A 16,166-nucleotide genomic window follows, 5' to 3' on the forward strand; every position below is an offset into this window, starting at 1 on the left:
CCCAACGTAGCTCGCGGCCCGCGTAAAGTGTTTGTTGCTCTCGACGGACATTACTGCGCCGCGCGCAGTTCCTCGATCAGTCCGCGGGCGGCCTTCCGGACGGACTCGTCGGATGACAGCGACGGCTCCCAGCCGAGCGCCGAGAGCTTCTCGATGGAGAGTCGCATCTTCGGCACGTCGCCGGTCCACCCGCGGTCGCCGCCCGTGTACTCGTAGTCGGGGTCCAGTCCCATCTCGTCGGCGACGATGTCCGCGATGGTGTTGACGGACGTGGTCGTTCGCGTGCCGAGGTTGTAGACGTTGAGGTCGTCGTCGGCGTGCTCGACCACGTGGACCATCGCGTCGACGCAGTCCTCGACGTGGAGGTAGGACTTCTCCTGGCGGCCGTTCCCGAGGATGGTGAGCGTCTCCGGGTCCGCGAGCAGTTTCTCGATGAAGTCGGGGACGACGTTACCGCGCTGCTTCGGGCCGACGATGTTCGCGAAGCGGTACATCCACGACTGGATGCCGTAGGAGTGGGCGTACGTGGAGACGAGGCCCTCGTCGGCGAGTTTGCTGGCGCCGTAGATGGAGATTGGTTCGAGCGGCGCGTAGTCCTCGGGGGTCGGCATCGGCGCTTCCCCGTACACCGTCGAGGAGGAGGTGAACGCGAGTTTGTCGACGCCCACCTCGTCCATGCGTTCGAGGACGTTGTACGTCATCTCGCCGTTCTCCTCGAACAGTACGCGGGGTTCGCCGTAGTTCGTGTCCGTGTACGCCGCGAAGTGGAAGACGATGTCCACGTCTCCGGTGATGACCTCGGCGACGTCCTCGGCGTCGCACATGTCCGCTTCGACGAACTCGACGCCGTCGGGCACGCGTTCCCGGGTGCCCTTCGAGAGGTTGTCGACCGCGAGCACGTCGTTGTCCGCCGCGAGTTCCGCGGCGAGGTGGGAGCCGACGAGGCCCGCCGCGCCGGTGACGACGACGCGCTGCTCGGAGAGTTGCATACAGATGCGTCCACTGCGCTCGACAAGTGTTTTCCGATGCTCGCCGTCTCAGAGGCTCACGCGCTGGGCGCTCCACTCCCAGAGCCGCTCGGCGAGCGCGTCGTCGCTCGCCTCCGGGGACGGCTCGACGGGCGCGCAGTCCCGGAAGTACGCGCCGTTCTCGCCGTCCTCGCGGTCGGTCGCGGCGAGGAACGTCGGCGTCACCGCGGCCGACGACGGCGTGTCGACGCGGCCGAACGTCAACGACCGCGGGACTGCCGAGAGCACGAGCATCACCGCTCGCACGGGCAGCGGGGCGTTCCGCCAGATGCCGGTCGCTGGCACGAACCCCGGGTGACAGGAGACGGAGGTCAGGTCGTCGGTCCGCCGTGCGAGTTCCCGGGCGAACAGTACGTTCGCGAGTTTCGAGCGGGCGTAGGCGTCGAGGCCCTCGTAGGCGTCGACGGCGGTCAGTTCCTCGAAGTCGAGGGACGCGCGACGGTGGACCTCAGAGGAGACGGTGACGATGCGGCCCCCGGAGGCCAGGACGTCGCGGAGCCGGTTCGTCAGCAGGAACGGCGCGAGGTGGTTGGCGTGGAACGTCCGCTCGACCCCCAGGTCGGTCAGCCGCCCCTCGTCGAAGTGCGCTCCGGCGTTGTTCACCAGCACGTCCAGTTCGTCGACGCGGTCGCGGACGCGCTCTGCGAGGGTCTCGACCTGGTCGAGGTCGGTGTACTCCGCAAGAAAGAACGAGGCGTCCGCGCCCAGTCCGCGGAGGTCGCTGGCCACGCGCTCGCCGCGGTCGGCGTTCCGCCCGTGGACGTGTACGTCCGCTCCGAGTCGCCCGAGCGCGAGCGCGACCTCGCGACCCACGCCGCCCGTCGCGCCGGTCACGAGCGCCGTCGCTCCCTCGAGGTCGCGGTGCTGTACGCTCGCGCCGACTTCCGGTCGCACCATGTCGCCGGCTTCGGACGCCACCGGCATAAAAACCGCTCCGCTCAGAACCCGAAGATGGGGACGTAGCGGAACGTCAGGAACGCGCCGACGGTCCCGACGAGGGGAACGAGATTCTGCATCAGGATGACCCGCGCCGTCGTCCCCGGGTCGAAGAGGTCTCCCGCGCTCGGGATGTCCTCGGGCTCCTCCTCGCCGATCGCGGGCACCTCGTCGCGGTCCTCGTCCGCCGCGAGGCCGCCCACGCTCACGGGCACGTCCTCCTCGCCGCGGACCACGTCCGGCACCGACACCGGTCGGGTGGCCCGCCCCCAGCCGAGACCGACGATGCTCATCGTCGCGATGACGACGAAGCTCGCCGGGATACCGATCGCCGACAGGAAGATGACGAGCGTCGCGCTCACCGTCGCGACCACGATGGCCGCCGTCAGCGGGAGTTCGGTGATGTCGCTGCCCATCGTCTCCAGCGTCCGGCGCGCGATAGTGAACGCGCCGATACCGACCGCGAGACAGCCCAGCAGGATGGCCGGGTTCATCTCGATGACGTCGCTGCCGACGAGCGGCGCGATGGCGTTGGCGATGTTGCTCGTCCCGGAGCTGAACGCCATCAGGCAGCCGATGGCGATGACCGTTACCACGCCGAACAGCTCCTTCCGGTTGGTCGACTCCTCCGGCGTGGGGACCGGCACCGCGCCGGACCGGTCGAGTTCGACCAGCGCCCCGTCGCTGCGCTCCATCGCGATGATGCGGTGGAGGCGCGCGTAGAAGTACCGGCCGATGATGAGCGACACCCAGAAGCCGATGACGGGGGCGACGATCCACCACGTCGCGATCTCGCCCATCACGGCCCAGTTGAGTTCGTTGCGGGCGAACCCGAGGCCGGCGATGGCGCCGACCGCGGTCATCGACGTGGACGCGGGGACGCCGAAGACGTTACCGACGAACAGCGCGAGGCCGATGAAGAACAGCACGCCGATGCTGGCCTCCAGCGTGAAGATGCTCGGGTCGTAGACGAGCTCGCGGCCGAGGGTGTCCACGACGCGACGGCCGAGGGTCCACGCCCCGACGAAGAAGAACGCGGTCATCAGCGCCGCTGCCGACGACTTCGAGAGCGCGTCCGCGCCGACTGCCGGCCCGAACGCAGGCCCGGTCGTCGACCCGCCGACGTTGAACCCGACGAACATCGCCACCAGGATTCCGACGAGGAGGAGGACGCCGATCACGCCACCACCTCCGAGACGTCGGTCTCGGTGGTCTGCCGGCTCACTGCCGGCCGCACGCCGTTCCGGATCACGGTGACGCCTCGTCTTCGTCGTCCGCTTCGCCGCTCGCTTCCCCTTCCTGTTCCTCCAGTTGCTTCTCGACAGTTTCGTCGACCTTCTCCTCGACAGTTTCGTCGACCTTCTCCTCGACGGTCTCTTCCACCGTCTCTTCGACCGTCTCACCCACCGTCTCCTCGACGGTTTCCTCGACAGTTTCGCTGACTTTCTCTTCGACGGTTTCACCGACTTTCTCCTCGACCGTCTCGCCGACCTTCTCTTCGACGGTCTTGTCGACGGTCTCCTCGACGGTTTCGCTGACCGTCTCTTCGACAGTTTCGCTGACCGTCTCTTCGACAGTTTCGCCGACCTTCTCCTCGACAGTTTCGCCGACCTTCTCCTCGACTGTCTTGTCGACGGTCTCCTCCACCGTCTCCTCGACGGTTTCGCTGACAGTCTCCTCGACAGTTTCACCGACCGTCTTCTCGACGGTTTCGCCGACAGTCTCCTCGACCGTCTCGCCGACCGTCTGTTCGACTGTCTGTTCGACGGTCTCGCCGACCTTCTCGTCGACGGTCTCTTCGACGGTTTCGCCGACCACCTGGGTCATCCACTGCGGGTCGAAGCGCGCCATCTTCCAGCCGATGTGGAGGATGTACGACGCCAGCACGCCGAAGCCGAACGCGAGTCCGGTCTCCGTACCGACGACGAGAATCAGACCGACCGACACGAAGATGAGAACTCCGTACGCGAGGTCGGTGAGACTGTCGACGCGACGTGGGTTCACGGGTGGTTCCTCCGTTCTACAGTGTTGACCGCCGGATTGGTCTCTCTGGCGGTGGGAGTGCTCGCAAGCAAGATACTTGTAGTTGTGGGCGCAGTCCTGATATCGGTTCCGGTGTGAGCAGTCCACCGGTAGCCGTCCTCGCGGTCTCTATCCGAAACGCGTACCCCGACGGGGTGACTCCGTGGCGATATGCAGGGCGAACAAGCGGTCACGGTGCTCAGGTACGGCCACCGGCCGGGCCGCGACGACCGCATGACCACCCACGTCGGCCTCACGGCCCGAGCACTCGGCGCCGACCGCGTCGTCCTCCCGGGCAACGCCGGCCAGTCCGAGGAGACGGTCGCGGACATCACCGACCGGTTCGGCGGCCCCTTCGACGTCGAACTCACCGACGAACTCGACGCCACCATCCGCAACTGGACGGGGTCGGTCGTCCACCTCACGATGTACGGCGAACCCGTCCAGGACGTCGAGAGCGAGATCCGCGACGCTCACCGGAGCGACCCGCTGCTCGTCGTCGTCGGTGGCGAGAAGGTCCCCTTCGACGTGTACGAGCACGCCGACTGGAACGTCGGTGTCACGAACCAGCCACACTCGGAGGTGGCCGGCCTCGCGGTGTTCCTCGACCGGCTCTTCGACGGGCGGGAACTCGAACGGACCTACGAGGACGCCGACCGACGCGTGATCCCCCAGGCCTGCGGGAAGCGCGTCGAGGACCTCGATTAGCGCCGCGCGGGTAGCAGCGTCGACCCCGCGCCCGGAACGCCGTCTTCGAGGCCTCCACGAACTCGTCTCGCGGAGCGACGCCCACACCTCGCTCGTGGGCGGTGCGTAACACCGGTGGTCGCTCCGTAGAACCGCCGCGTACACTCTTCCGGGCGCAGTCCAGTGGCGCTCCACACTGGACTGGAGTGACAAGACTTAATGGCGGCGCGAACCCCGTTTCATGCAATGGCTTTTGAGGACCTGCTGGACGAGCCCGTGGTGCAGAAGTACCTCCACGAGCTGGTCGGCCCGAAGGGGATGCCCGTGGCCGCGGCGCCCCCGGACGGCGAAGTGACCGACGAGGAGTTGGCCGAGCGACTCGGCCTGGAGCTGAACGACGTGCGGCGCGCGCTGTTCATCCTCTACGAGAACGACCTGGCGACGTACCGACGGGTGCGCGACGAGGACTCCGGCTGGCTCACCTACCTCTGGACGTTCGAGTACGAGAACGTCCCGGAGAACCTCCGCGAGGAGATGGACCGCCTGCTGGGCGCGCTCGTCGAACGCCGCGAGTACGAGCTACAGAACGAGTTCTACCTCTGTGAGGTCTGTTCGATCCGCTTCGAGTTCGGCGAGGCGATGGACCTCGGCTTCGAGTGTCCCGAGTGCGGGTCGCCCGTCGAGGCGATGGAGAACACGCACCTCGTCGACGCGATGGACGAACGCATCGAGAACCTCCGCTCGGAACTCGGCGTGAAGGCCTGATGGTCGTCCTCGCAACGAAGCTGTACGTCGAGGGCGACGCACGCGAACGAGCGATGGACGGCCTCCGCTCGCTCGTCCAGAACGACGTCGGGGACCTCGACGTGGATGTCGACCTCGGCGTGCGTCACGACGACTTCCCGACGGTCACCCTCGACGGCCCCGACGAGGTGGCCGCGCGCAACGTCCTCGTCGAGACGTGGGGCGAGATCACCGACGAGTTCGAGGCCGGCGAGACGTACGTCGGCACGCTCGAATCCTGGGACGACGAGGGCTTCGTCCTCGACGCGGGCCAGGAGATCCGCATCCCCACCGGGGAGATCGGACTCGGCCCGGGCGCGCCCGCCCAGATACGGGAACGCTTCGGCCTCGTCCAGCACGTCCCGCTCCGGTTCACGTACGGTGAGCCGTCGTCGCTCGCGGAGGCCGAACACGACCGCCTCTTCGAGTGGACGCGTGGCACCGGCCGGTTGAACGTCAACAGCGCGACCCGCGGCGAGGTGCGCGCGACCGTCAACCGCGCAGGCCACGCCCGCGACATAGTCACCGTCGAACGACTCGGGCTGCTCGAACAGAGCGTCGTCTGCAAGGAGGGAACGGACCCACCGGGGCTGCTCGCCGCGGTCGGCGAACACCTGCGTTCGGAACTGCTCTGCGTCGTTCCATGAGGCGACTGCTGGCGGCCGTCGGACTCGCCGTCCTCGTCTTCGGCGCCGGCTGTCTCGGCGGACCGCCGGCCCCAAGCGACGAGGACCTCTCCCAGGAGGCCGAGTACGACTGGGACCGGGACGTCAACGTCACCATCACCGTGAACAACGGCCAGTACCGGATGGTCGCGGACGTCGACGAGAGCGAGGTACGACTCTCCCAGCAGGGCGGGTTCGGCGGCCGGAACCCGGTGTACGTCTCCGCGGTGCAGTTCCAGTACGCGAACGGCACCGTGGTCGGCGCCGACGCGATCGACGTCTCGACCCGGGACTCCCGGACAGTCGTCGAGTTCCCCGCGGCCAACGGGACGTTCGCGTACACGGGTAACGCCGGCGACCGGTCGCTGACCGTGCCCGTCATCGCCGAGGGGTCCCACGAACTCGTGCTCCCGCCGGGGATGCGCGTGTCCTTCCCGGTGTTCGGCGTCGTCGAACCGGCCGGCTACGAGAAGACCATCGAGGACGACCGCGTCCACGTCCACTGGGAGTCCCTGGACGGCGGCACCGTCAACTCGAAGTTCTACCTCCAGCAGGACCTGCTGCTGTTCGGCGGCGTCGTCGGCGTGCTCGCCGCGGTCGCCGTGGCTGGCGTCGTCTACTACCGCATCCGCATCCGTCGCCTCGAGGACGAACGCGAGCAGAGCGGTCTCGAGTTGGACGAGTAGAGTCGGCTTTTTCCGCTGGGGGTGCGTACGCCGAGCCATGCAGGTGGCGCTGATCACCGTCGGTGACGAACTCCTCGCGGGTGACACGGAGAACACGAACGCGACGTGGCTCGCGACGCGACTGACGGAACGCGGTGCGAGCGTCGAACGAGTCGTCGTCGTCCCCGACGATGTGGACGCCATCAGTACGGAGGTCTCGCGGCTCGCGGCGACCTACGACGCCGTCCTCGTCACCGGCGGCGTCGGCCCGACCCACGACGACGTGACGATGGACGCAGTGGCCGCCGCGTTCGACCGGGAACTCGCCGAACACCCGGACGCCATCGCCTACTTCGAGGACCACGGCAGCTACGAGTACGCCGACCTCACCGAGGGCACGACGCACCTCCCGGCCGGCGCGCGACTGCTGGAGAACTCGGTTGGCGTCGCGCCGGGGGCCGTCGTCGAGAACGTCTACGTCCTGCCGGGCGTCCCCGTCGAGATGCAGGCGATGTTCGACGCCGTCGCCGAGGAGTTCAGCGGCCCGGGAACCCACGTCGAGTTCGTCACCGTGGACGCGCCGGAGAGTTCGCTGCTCTCGGCGGTCCAGGACCTGCGCGACCGCTACGACGTCACCGTCGGGAGCTATCCGGGTGACGAGGTGCGGGTGAAGATTCAGCACGAGGACCCCGACATCGCCCACGAGGCGGCGACGTGGTTCGAGGACCGCGTTCAGCGGTAGATGTAGGCCGCCCACACGACCGCCAGCAGCAGGCCGACGATGGTGACCGCCCAGCCGACCTCGTTTATCGGTAACACCGTCTCCTCCGCAGCACTCAGCAGCGTGTACATACCCCTGGATTCCCGGGGGCCCGCCCTTAACGTTTCGCTCGCGTCTGGGCGGCCAGCGTCACGCCTCGACCCGGCGGACGAGTTCGACAAGCTCCCGGCCCCGCACGTCCGCGTCGTCGTCCACCGAGACGAGACAGCCGTCGCGCTGGCCCAGCGGCACGTGGACGACGAAGCCCTGGTCGAACAGTCGGACTGTCGCCCGCATGTCGCCGAGTTCGTACAGCGTCTCCTGTCGCTCGTTGGCGACGACGTTCAACAGCAGGTCGTCCGCGATCTCGTCGACGACGTCCGTCTCGTACGTCCCCTGCAGGTCCTCCCGCACGTAGTCGACCGTCCACGAGTTGCCCCCGTGGTAGCCGACGATGCGTAGACTGTCGTCGACATGCTCGTGGAGCGAGTCCACGAGTGAGCTCCGTGCCTCTGTCATCGTCTACACCGTCCCACGGAGTTCACATCATCGTTGGGGAGTCGGAACCACGCGCCTTTTCGTGCGGGCGCGCCCAACGTCGGCTATGCGAACTGTGGGCGTCGTCGTGAACCCGATCGCGGGGATGGGCGGTCGCGTCGGCCTGAAAGGGACCGACGGGAAGGTCGCTGAGGCCCGCGAGCGGGGCGCGGAGCCACGGGCCCCCGACCGCGCGCGGGAGGCGCTGGCGGTTCTCTACGAGCGCGCGCCCGACACAGAACTGCTCGCGTACGGTGGCGAGATGGGCGAGCACGCGGCCCGTGAAGCAGGCTTCGACCCCGTGGTTGTCGGTCAGGCGAGCGAGGAGGAGACGACGGCCGCGGACACCTGGGCAGCGGTACGGGAGTACGTCGGACGTGGCGCCGACCTGATTCTGTTCGTCGGTGGCGACGGCACTGCGACTGACGTCGCCGAGGCGCTCGCCGAACTCGACGCGGCGGCGGTGCCGGTGCTGGGCGTCCCCGCTGGCGTGAAGGTGTACTCGTCGGTGTTCGCGGTGACGCCGGCGGCCGCCGGTCGGGTCGCGGCGACGTTCGACTCGACGGAGCGCCGGGAGGTCAGCGACATCGACGAGGACGCCTACCGCGGCGGCGAGGTCCGAACGCGCCTCACTGGCGTCGTCGAGGTGCCGGTGGCCGAGGACCTCCAGTCCGCCAAGCAGGTCCACTCCGGGAGCACCGCCGCACTCGCGGAGGGGGCCGCGGCCGACGTCAGACCGGGTGTCACGTACGTTCTGGGTCCGGGCGGGACCGTCGGCACCATCGCCGACGAACTCGGCGTCGACGGGTCGCCCCTCGGCGTGGACGTCTACCGGGACGGCGAACTCGTCGTCCGGGACGGCAGCGAACGGGAGCTCCTGGACGCGCTTGGCGAGGAGAACGTCGTCTTCGTCTCGCCCATCGGCGGTCAGGGGTTCGTCTTCGGGCGCGGCAACCACCAGATCTCGCCCGCCGTCATCCGACGGAGCGAGGTGCGCGTCGTGGCCTCACCCCGGAAACTCGACGAGACGGGCGTGCTCCGCGTGGACACCGGCGACGACGAGGTGGACGAGTCGCTGCGTGGCTGGACGAAGGTGAGAACTGGTCGCTTCGAGGAACGGATGGTGAAGGTCGTCTAGGCGTCCTCGTCGCTCTTCATCGACTGGAGGCGGTCGATGAGTTCGTCGCTGTCGGCACCTGAGTCGAAGTTCACGTCGCCGTCGTGGTCGTTCTCGCGGGTAACTGTGGCGTCTTCGTCGATCTCCGTGTCCTGGCTCCCCTGCTCGGACTCGTCGTAGCTACCAAAACCCATACAGATAGTCCAATGGACTCCGCACGAATAAGGGTCCCGACGGTACCGCCGCTCCGCGCAGCCACCTTAAGGTCAATATAGGTTCGGGAGGTAAGACTAAGGTCGTTCCAGTCGTCGGTCCCGGTATGGAGACCCGGAAAGTCCAGCGACTCGGTCCGTCGACGCTCGCGATGACGTTGCCGGCGGAGTGGGCGCGCAAGCAGAACGTCGAGAAGGGCGACGAGGTGACCGTCCGCGAGAGCGGGAAGGGGTCGCTCACCGTCACGCCCGAGTCCGCCCACGGCGAGGAGACGGAGGCCACCATCCACGCGGAGAACTTCGACGCCGGCGCCGTCGAGCGCGCCATCGTCGGCCAGTACGTCCTCGGCCGTCGCATCATCCACGTCGAGAGCGAGGACGCCCTCGAGTCCGAACACATCAACGCGGTGTACAAGGCCGAGACCCAGTTGATGGGACTCGGCGTCGTCGAGGAGACCCCTACCCGGATCACCATCCGGTGTTCGGTCGACCCGGAGGACTTCGACCTCGACAACCTCCTCGAGCGACTGGAGAACACGGGCTCGACGATGCGCGGCGAGGCCGTGAAGGCGCTCGCCCACGGCAGCCCGGACCTCGCCCAGCGCGCGCTCAACCGCGAGCGCCAGGCGAACAAGATATTCGTCCTCCTGCTCCGGCTCATCTTCACCGCCTACCAGAACCCGAGTCTCGCGCGCGCCGTCGGCCTCGACGACGGCTTCCCGCTCATCGGCTACCGCTCCGTGGCGAAGAACCTCGAACTCGTCGCGGACAACGCCGAGGACATCGCGGAGACAGTGCTCGAGACGGAGGGCAACACGCTCGACGTCGACCAGCAGACGATGCGGCGCATCCGCGAGTTCACCGACCAGGTCGACGAGATCACCGCGGAGGCCGTCGACGCCGTGGTCACGCGGGACTACGACGCGACCGTCGAAGTCCGAAAGCTGTTCGCGGAGATCGGCGACCGCGAAGGCGACATCCTCGCCGACCTCCCCGAGATGGACAACGCGGACCTCCTCGAAGTCCGTGAGGTGCTGGTGAGTCTCCAGCAGTCCGCGCAGTACTCGATGCGGAACGCCGAGATCGCGGCGAACCTGGGGCTGAACGAGCAGTCCAGCCACACCACAATCAGCTAGTTTTCTCCGCCTCCAGTGGGTTCCTCGACGACAGCGTACACGGGAACGACGGGTGCTCGGCGAAGTGCCGCACGAGCATGTGTCGTCGGGACCCCGTGACGCCCGCGCTCGACAGCGCGTCGGCGTCGAAGGTGGGTGGTAATCGTTCGAACAGTCGCCGGACTTCCGCGAAACTGTCGAAGACCGTGGAGTTGCCCGTGGAGTCGGCGCCGCGGCGCTCGACGACGTACGTGCCGTCTTCGCGGTGCTCACAGGCAGTGCGGAAGAACTCCTCGCGGCGCGTCAGTGCGTCACCGACGGCGTCGCGCAGTTCGGCGGCGTGCTCGCGGGAGAGCGCGAGTTCCTCGCCGTCCACGGTGACGCGGATGTCGCCGCCGTCTGGCTCGGCGGCGATGGACTGTTCACAATCCGAGAACTCGATCAGGAGCCTGGGTACTCCGCTGCATACCCGATGGAAGCGACTCCGACCGTAAAAAGATGTCTACTGCGTGGTGGTCGGTGACACGACACTCGAGGTGGCGAACAGCGGGTCCAGCGCGAGGATGCCGTCGTCCTCTGTAGTCGTCGTGTTCTCTTCCGTCGTTGTCGTCGTACTCGTGCTCGTCGTCGTAGTCGTCGTGGACTGTTCGTCGCTGGTCGTCGTGGTGGTCGTGTCCTCGGTGCTGTTCGAGTCGTCCGTGTCATCGGACGCGGTGTCGCCCTTCGTGCCGAAGAAGTCCGTCTCGATGGTCTCCGTGTGGGTCAGTTCGTCGAGCTCCGCGCGGAACGTCTCGTCCGTGCCCGGCGGCTCGATCTCCGCGTAGAAGTCGATGCGGAGCTCCGTCGTCTGGTCGTTCTCGACGTGGCTCACCCACCAGTCGTCGAGTTGCTCGTTGTCGATGACGGTCCGCGTCTCCACGACGCGGTAGGTCTTCCCCGGGATGGTCTCGGTCTCCTCGGTCTCACCGGACCCCATCTGCACGTCGTTCATCGTGATGTCGTAGCCGACGTTCGAGATGGCGACCGGCGTCGCCTTCGGGTTGTAGACGCCGAACTCGATGCGGATGGGCGTCTCGCTGTCGGTGACGGTGCCCCACGAGGCGTTCGTCTGGCGGATGACCACCACCGGGTCGTCGACGAGGGCCATGTTCGAGTTCACCGGGCGGTCCTCGCTGGAGTTGAACTCGCCGACGAGGTCCGTGTCGATGGACTCGGTCGCCGGCTGGAACGTCGCCGACCGGCCGAGTGTTCCGGACTTCACGTTCGCGGAGACGGCGAGGTCCGTGTGTTCGCCGTTCCGGATGTGACTCGTCCACCAGGCGGGGATGCGCTCGTTCTGGAGGTACGTCGTCAGGTTCACCGTCGAGTTGCCGGTGCCGATACCGACGCCCCGCTTGGTCCCCTGGGCCATCGCGACGTCGTTCATCGTCACCGTGTAGTTCACGTCCATGTTACCCAGCCGGACTCCGACCGGGTTCGGGTTGTGCACCACGAGGTCCGTCTCGATGGCGGTGTCCGTCTCGTTGACGTCCCCGAACCGGTTGTCGATGCGCTCGACGCTCGGGACGCCGACGACGCCAGCGAGGAAGGCGCCGCCGACGGTCAGTCCGAGACCGAACACCACAGTCGCGACTATCCGTAGTTTGCTGCCGAACAGCAACGCTCGCGCGTCCATGCTCGACCACGTGCACCGGGGCGGTGAAAACCTGTTGGCCGACGGTTGTCGCGAGTAGAACGAGTTAAGGGACGCCCGGCGCAATCACCGCCCATGACGACTGGGTCCGCTCAGGAGACAGACATGGGCGTCGGCATCGGCCTCGTGTTCGGCCTGTTGGCCGCCGCTGCCGCCATCTACACGTTCGTCGCGCCAGGACAGTTCGAATCGGCACTCGGCTTCGGCGCCGCGGTGGCGCTCGCCTCGCTGTGCGTCGCCGCCATCCACGCCTGGGGGTGACCGAAGCGGAAACCGTTAAACCCAATCGGGTCTAACTTTCCTCCAATGAGCGACGACTACACCGACGAGGAACGCCGCATCCTCGACTACCTCCGGGAGAGCGTCGAGAAGGGTGAGCGCTACTTCCGCTCGAAGAACATCGCGGACCACCTCGGCCTCTCCTCGAAACAGGTCGGTGTGCGGCTGTCGGAACTCGACGAGAAGTCCGAGGACGTCGACATCGAGAAGTGGAGCCGGTCGCGGTCGACGACGTGGCGCGTCGAACCCGCCTGAACCCCGTAATCGGCGGCTTTTTGCGGGCGGCAGTCGAAGTGCAGCTATGACAGTTCGGGTCGAACGGACGTTCGATTTGTCGGCGAGTCCCGAGGACGTGTGGGCGTTCATCTCGGACCCGGAGAAACGTGCGAGCGTGATCAGCGTCGTCGACAGCTACGAGCGCGAGGGGGACACGACGACGTGGCACGTGAGGCTCCCGATTCCCGTCGTCAAGAGCACGATCCCCGTCGAGACCCGCGACGTCGAGACCGAGGCCCCGCGGTACGTGCGGTTCGTCGGGAAGTCCCGCATCTTCAACGTCACCGGCGAACACGAGATCGAGGACCGCGAGGGCGGGTCCCGGCTCGTCAACCGGTTCGTCGTGGACGGGAAGGTGCCGGGCGTCGAACCGTTCTTCAAGCGCAACCTCGACGACGAACTCGACGACCTCCGGATCGCCCTCGAGGCGGAGGGCTGAGATGCGACTGGCACTCGCCCAGCTCCACGTCGAACCCGCGGCCGTCGACGCGAACGTCGAGCGCGCGGTGGACGCCGTCTACGAGGCGGCCGGCGAGGGCGCGGACCTCGTCTGCCTGCCGGAGCTGTTCAACGTCGGCTTCTTCGCGTTCGACAGCTACGAGCGCCGGTCGGAGTCTCTCGACGGTGAGACGCTGAAGACGGTCCGCGACGCCGCCGTGGAGGCCGGCGTCGCCGTCCTCGCAGGGTCGATCGTCGAGGACCTCTCGGCGACGGCTGCCGGCCCCGCCGAGGAGGGGCTGGCGAACACCAGTGTGCTGTTCGACGCCGACGGCGAGCGCCGCCTCGTCTACCGGAAACACCACCTGTTCGGCTACGAGTCCGCGGAGGCGAAACTGCTCACGCCGGGCGAGGACCTCCAGACGGCGGACCTCCTCGGGTTCACGGTGGGCGTCACGACCTGCTACGACCTCCGGTTTCCGGAGCTCTACCGCGAACTCGTCGACGACGGCGTCGACCTCGTGCTGGTGCCGTCGGCGTGGCCGTACCCTCGCGTCGAGCACTGGCAGTTGCTCCCGAAGGCCCGCGCCGTCGAGAACCTGGCGTACGTCGCCGCGGTAAACGGGAGCGGCGACTTCGCGGACGCCAGCCTCGTGGGGCGCTCGACGGTGTACGACCCGTGGGGGACGACGCTGGCGAGCACGGACGACGACCCGGACATCGTCTACGCGGACGTCGATCCGGAGCGTCCCGCGTCGGTCCGCGAGGAGTTCCCGGCGCTCCGCGACCGCCGCTGCTGACGTCGGGGGCAGTCCGGCCGCGATACGTGAATTTAAGTGTGGTCGCGCCCAATCACCGCGTGCCGGTTGACGACGCTTTTCTCGTCGCACCCGGCAAGAAGAAAACTCCGCGCTCGCGTCCACGTCCGCCCGCCACCGTGGCCGCGCTCCGGGACCCGCGGCCACACTCCGTCCACCTCTCGTCGTCTCTGCCTCCCAGTGACGCCGCTGTCAGTACTCCTTCCTGCGTAGCTCTGGCGCTGTCACTGACGCTCGACGCTCGGGGGAAACCGACGGTCAGGGGAGCGAGACGAGTGTGACGCCGCCGACCACGAGCGCGGCCGCGAGGAGGCGCGTGCGGAACCGGGGTTCGTCCAGCAGCACCCCGCCGAGCACCACCGCGACGACGGCCTGCGTGTTCACGAGCGGGGACGCGATGCTCGCGGAGAGCGTCTGGAACGCGACCGCCGTGAGGTGCTGCGCGCCGGCGACGAGTACGCCGACACCCACCCACTTCCGCAGGTCACCACGAGGACTCCCCCTGGGCCACGCCCGGAGGGCGAACGGCACCATCGTGGCGGCCACCGTCGTCAACAGCACCGGGACGTACACCTGAGGTGGCACCGCGAGTTCCTGCATCAGCAGGCGTTTGCTCACGTCCACGAGACCGAAGATGGCCGCGCTCGCGACCGCGAGGCGGGCCGCTGGCGTGGTTACCGCGCGCCGGAACGGGTCGAGGAGCGCTCCCGACTGGTAGTTCGCCACGTAGATGGCGACGGTGAGGACGACGACGCCGCCGACCTGGAGCGGCGTCATGTGTTCGTCCAGCAGGAGTATCTCCAGCGGGAGGACGAAGACGGGGACGATCTTGCTGATGGGCGCGACGTAGGAGACGTCGCCGAGTTTGAGCGCCCGGAAGAACGCGAGCACCGCGAACCCCGTCGCGACTGACGACCCGACGAGGAGCGTGAAGGTCGCCGGGTCGAACTCTCCCAGGGGCGCGGCCGGCATCGTCGCCCACCCGAACGGCGTGTACCACGCCAGCCCCGCGAGGTTCGCCAACAGCACGAACGTCGGCGCGGGGTAGCGCTCGAAGTAGCGCTTCGCTGCGAAGAGGTAGACGCCGAAGAGGAGCGCGGCCGACACGGCGAGGAGGAGACCAGTCTGCACACCTCGCACGTGTCCACCGGGCCACAAGAGTGAGTCGATGTCAGTCGCCGGCTCTCACTGCGCGAACCGCCGCCAGAACGGCGCCAGTGACGACGACGTCGTCGCCGAACTCGGTCAGGTGGATCGCAGGCGCGTCGACCATCAGGTGGTCGCCCACCCGTTCACGGATCGGCTCGACCACGTCGTCGGGGTTGTTGAGCGCGACGCTCCCGCCGACGGCGACCCGGTCGGGTGCGTACGCGTGGACGAGGTTCGCGACGCCGAGCGCGTTCCACCGACCGACGCGGTCGACGACCTCCGTCGCCAGTGGGTCCTCGCCGGCAGCGTCGAAGACGGCGGCCGCCGACAGTTCCTCCCGCGTCGTCGGCAGCGCCGTCTCGAAACCCTCCTCGTCGCGCAGTTCGAGCGCGTAGGCGGGGATGTTCTCGCCGCTCGCGAACGCCTCCCAGTGGCCGGTGCCGCCACAGCCACAGCGGCGCTGGCTGTCGGGGTCGAGGGTGAAGTGTCCCACCTCGGCCGCGTTGCCGCCGCGGCCGCGGAGCAACTGGTCGTCGACGACCACGCCGGCGCCCACGCCGCTGGACAGTGTGAGATAGACCACGTTGGCGTCGTCACCGCCCTCGCGGTGCTCAGCTACGGCCCCCGCGACGGCGTCGTTCAGCATCGCGACGGACGTGTCCCCGGGGAAGTGGCCGGCGACCGTCTCGCGGAGCGGAACGTTCCGCAGGTCCGCGTCTAGGTTCGGCGTCTCCGCGACGACGCCCGCGTCGGCGTTGAGTGGGCCGAACGAGGCGATACCGACGCCGGCGACCTCCCCGGGAGCGACGCCGCTCACCGCGAACGTCTCCTCGACGACCGCGTCGATGCCGGCAGTGAACGCGTCGGCAGTCGGGCCCTGCGCGGTCGGTCGCGAGACGTGAGCGACACGCTCTAGTTCGGGAGTCGTGACGAGACAGCGGGTCGTCGTCGCTCCGACGTCGACACCGAAGTAGTAGGTCATCAGT

At 67.9% G+C, this 16,166-nt stretch carries 21 protein-coding genes; 11 read left to right on the forward strand and 10 right to left on the reverse strand.

The genetic code is table 11. The features are described 5' to 3' along the window. Positions 1–50: 50 nt before the first annotated feature. The 4 genes from LT965_RS14140 to LT965_RS14155 all read right to left on the reverse strand — a co-directional run bounded on the left by LT965_RS14140 (position 51) and on the right by LT965_RS14155 (position 3,968). Positions 51–989, reverse strand: coding sequence for an NAD-dependent epimerase/dehydratase family protein (locus LT965_RS14140; RefSeq protein ID WP_232701500.1), 939 nt, complete (start codon positions 987–989; stop codon positions 51–53). A gap of 48 nt (positions 990–1,037) precedes the next feature. Continuing rightward, on the reverse strand, positions 1,038–1,925 hold the full coding sequence (locus tag LT965_RS14145; protein ID WP_232701501.1) for an SDR family NAD(P)-dependent oxidoreductase: 888 nt from the start codon (positions 1,923–1,925) through the stop codon (positions 1,038–1,040). Between the two features lie 41 nt (positions 1,926–1,966). Beyond that, a complete protein-coding gene (locus tag LT965_RS14150; protein WP_232701502.1) occupies positions 1,967–3,145 on the reverse strand; it encodes an inorganic phosphate transporter in 1,179 nt (392 codons plus the stop codon). A 67-nt stretch (positions 3,146–3,212) separates the two neighbouring features. Then, positions 3,213–3,968: a hypothetical protein gene (locus tag LT965_RS14155; RefSeq protein ID WP_232701503.1), complete on the reverse strand. Its 756-nt coding sequence runs from the start codon at positions 3,966–3,968 to the stop codon at positions 3,213–3,215. A gap of 189 nt (positions 3,969–4,157) precedes the next feature. Between LT965_RS14155 and LT965_RS14160 the strand changes: the two genes are divergently transcribed. From LT965_RS14160 to LT965_RS14180, 5 genes are all read left to right on the forward strand, one after another. Beyond that, positions 4,158–4,694 carry a tRNA (cytidine(56)-2'-O)-methyltransferase gene (locus tag LT965_RS14160; protein ID WP_232701504.1) on the forward strand — a complete coding sequence of 179 codons (537 nt, stop codon included), beginning with the start codon at positions 4,158–4,160 and terminating at the stop codon, positions 4,692–4,694. Between the two features lie 225 nt (positions 4,695–4,919). Further along, a complete protein-coding gene (locus LT965_RS14165) occupies positions 4,920–5,438 on the forward strand; it encodes a transcription factor (RefSeq protein ID WP_232701505.1) in 519 nt (172 codons plus the stop codon). Then, entirely contained in the window at positions 5,438–6,103 is a 666-nt protein-coding gene (locus tag LT965_RS14170) for a DUF2110 family protein (protein WP_232701506.1), read from the forward strand. Before LT965_RS14165 ends, LT965_RS14170 begins: the two co-directional genes overlap by 1 nt. Continuing rightward, on the forward strand, positions 6,100–6,807 hold the full coding sequence (locus LT965_RS14175; protein WP_232701507.1) for a DUF5803 family protein: 708 nt from the start codon (positions 6,100–6,102) through the stop codon (positions 6,805–6,807). The genes LT965_RS14170 and LT965_RS14175 overlap by 4 nt, the downstream gene beginning before the upstream one ends. Positions 6,808–6,844: 37 nt before the next feature. Beyond that, complete coding sequence (locus LT965_RS14180) at positions 6,845–7,528, forward strand: competence/damage-inducible protein A (RefSeq protein WP_232701508.1); 684 nt, start codon at positions 6,845–6,847, stop codon at positions 7,526–7,528. A gap of 168 nt (positions 7,529–7,696) precedes the next feature. Here LT965_RS14180 and LT965_RS14185 read toward each other — a convergent pair whose 3' ends face one another. Further along, entirely contained in the window at positions 7,697–8,065 is a 369-nt protein-coding gene (locus tag LT965_RS14185; protein ID WP_232701509.1) for a DUF7522 family protein, read from the reverse strand. 85 nt (positions 8,066–8,150) lie between these two features. Here LT965_RS14185 and LT965_RS14190 point away from each other — a divergent pair, with 85 nt between their 5' ends. Beyond that, entirely contained in the window at positions 8,151–9,221 is a 1,071-nt protein-coding gene (locus tag LT965_RS14190; protein ID WP_232701510.1) for an ATP-NAD kinase family protein, read from the forward strand. Here the strand turns inward: LT965_RS14190 and LT965_RS14195 are convergent. Beyond that, positions 9,218–9,394 (reverse strand): DUF5786 family protein, encoded by a 177-nt coding sequence (locus tag LT965_RS14195; protein ID WP_232701511.1) that lies wholly within the window; start codon positions 9,392–9,394, stop codon positions 9,218–9,220. The two genes, LT965_RS14190 and LT965_RS14195, sit on opposite strands and share 4 nt — an antisense overlap. 125 nt (positions 9,395–9,519) lie before the next feature. Here LT965_RS14195 and LT965_RS14200 point away from each other — a divergent pair, with 125 nt between their 5' ends. Then, on the forward strand, positions 9,520–10,548 hold the full coding sequence (locus tag LT965_RS14200) for a phosphate signaling complex PhoU family protein (RefSeq protein ID WP_232701512.1): 1,029 nt from the start codon (positions 9,520–9,522) through the stop codon (positions 10,546–10,548). On the opposite strand, the gene LT965_RS14205 is transcribed toward LT965_RS14200, so the two are convergent. Together LT965_RS14205 and LT965_RS14210 are read right to left on the reverse strand one after the other, a co-directional pair. Beyond that, positions 10,541–10,942, reverse strand: a complete 402-nt coding sequence (locus LT965_RS14205) for a DUF7528 family protein (RefSeq protein ID WP_432419319.1) — start codon at positions 10,940–10,942, stop codon at positions 10,541–10,543. The genes LT965_RS14200 and LT965_RS14205 overlap by 8 nt on opposite strands. A gap of 87 nt (positions 10,943–11,029) precedes the next feature. Then, complete coding sequence (locus LT965_RS14210) at positions 11,030–12,202, reverse strand: LEA/WHy family protein (protein ID WP_232701514.1); 1,173 nt, start codon at positions 12,200–12,202, stop codon at positions 11,030–11,032. 93 nt (positions 12,203–12,295) lie between these two features. On the opposite strand from LT965_RS14210, the gene LT965_RS14215 reads away from it, so the two are divergent. Genes LT965_RS14215 through LT965_RS14230 form a run of 4 tightly spaced genes read left to right on the forward strand, consistent with a single transcriptional unit; the run spans position 12,296 to position 14,013 of the window. Beyond that, complete coding sequence (locus LT965_RS14215) at positions 12,296–12,481, forward strand: DUF7525 family protein (protein WP_232701515.1); 186 nt, start codon at positions 12,296–12,298, stop codon at positions 12,479–12,481. Between the two features lie 45 nt (positions 12,482–12,526). Continuing rightward, complete coding sequence (locus LT965_RS14220) at positions 12,527–12,754, forward strand: DUF7123 family protein (protein WP_232701516.1); 228 nt, start codon at positions 12,527–12,529, stop codon at positions 12,752–12,754. Positions 12,755–12,800: 46 nt separating this feature from the next. After that, entirely contained in the window at positions 12,801–13,214 is a 414-nt protein-coding gene (locus LT965_RS14225) for an SRPBCC family protein (protein ID WP_232701517.1), read from the forward strand. A gap of 1 nt (position 13,215) precedes the next feature. After that, positions 13,216–14,013 (forward strand): carbon-nitrogen family hydrolase, encoded by a 798-nt coding sequence (locus LT965_RS14230; protein ID WP_232701518.1) that lies wholly within the window; start codon positions 13,216–13,218, stop codon positions 14,011–14,013. A 276-nt stretch (positions 14,014–14,289) separates the two neighbouring features. Here LT965_RS14230 and LT965_RS14235 read toward each other — a convergent pair whose 3' ends face one another. Together LT965_RS14235 and LT965_RS14240 are read right to left on the reverse strand one after the other, a co-directional pair. After that, a complete protein-coding gene (locus LT965_RS14235; RefSeq protein ID WP_232701519.1) occupies positions 14,290–15,162 on the reverse strand; it encodes an EamA family transporter in 873 nt (290 codons plus the stop codon). Positions 15,163–15,202: 40 nt separating this feature from the next. Beyond that, entirely contained in the window at positions 15,203–16,162 is a 960-nt protein-coding gene (locus LT965_RS14240) for an ROK family protein (protein WP_232701520.1), read from the reverse strand. Positions 16,163–16,166 lie beyond the last annotated feature (4 nt).

The sequence above is a fragment of the Halobacterium wangiae genome (assembly GCF_021249345.1).
Classification (GTDB): domain Archaea; phylum Halobacteriota; class Halobacteria; order Halobacteriales; family Halobacteriaceae; genus Halobacterium; species Halobacterium wangiae.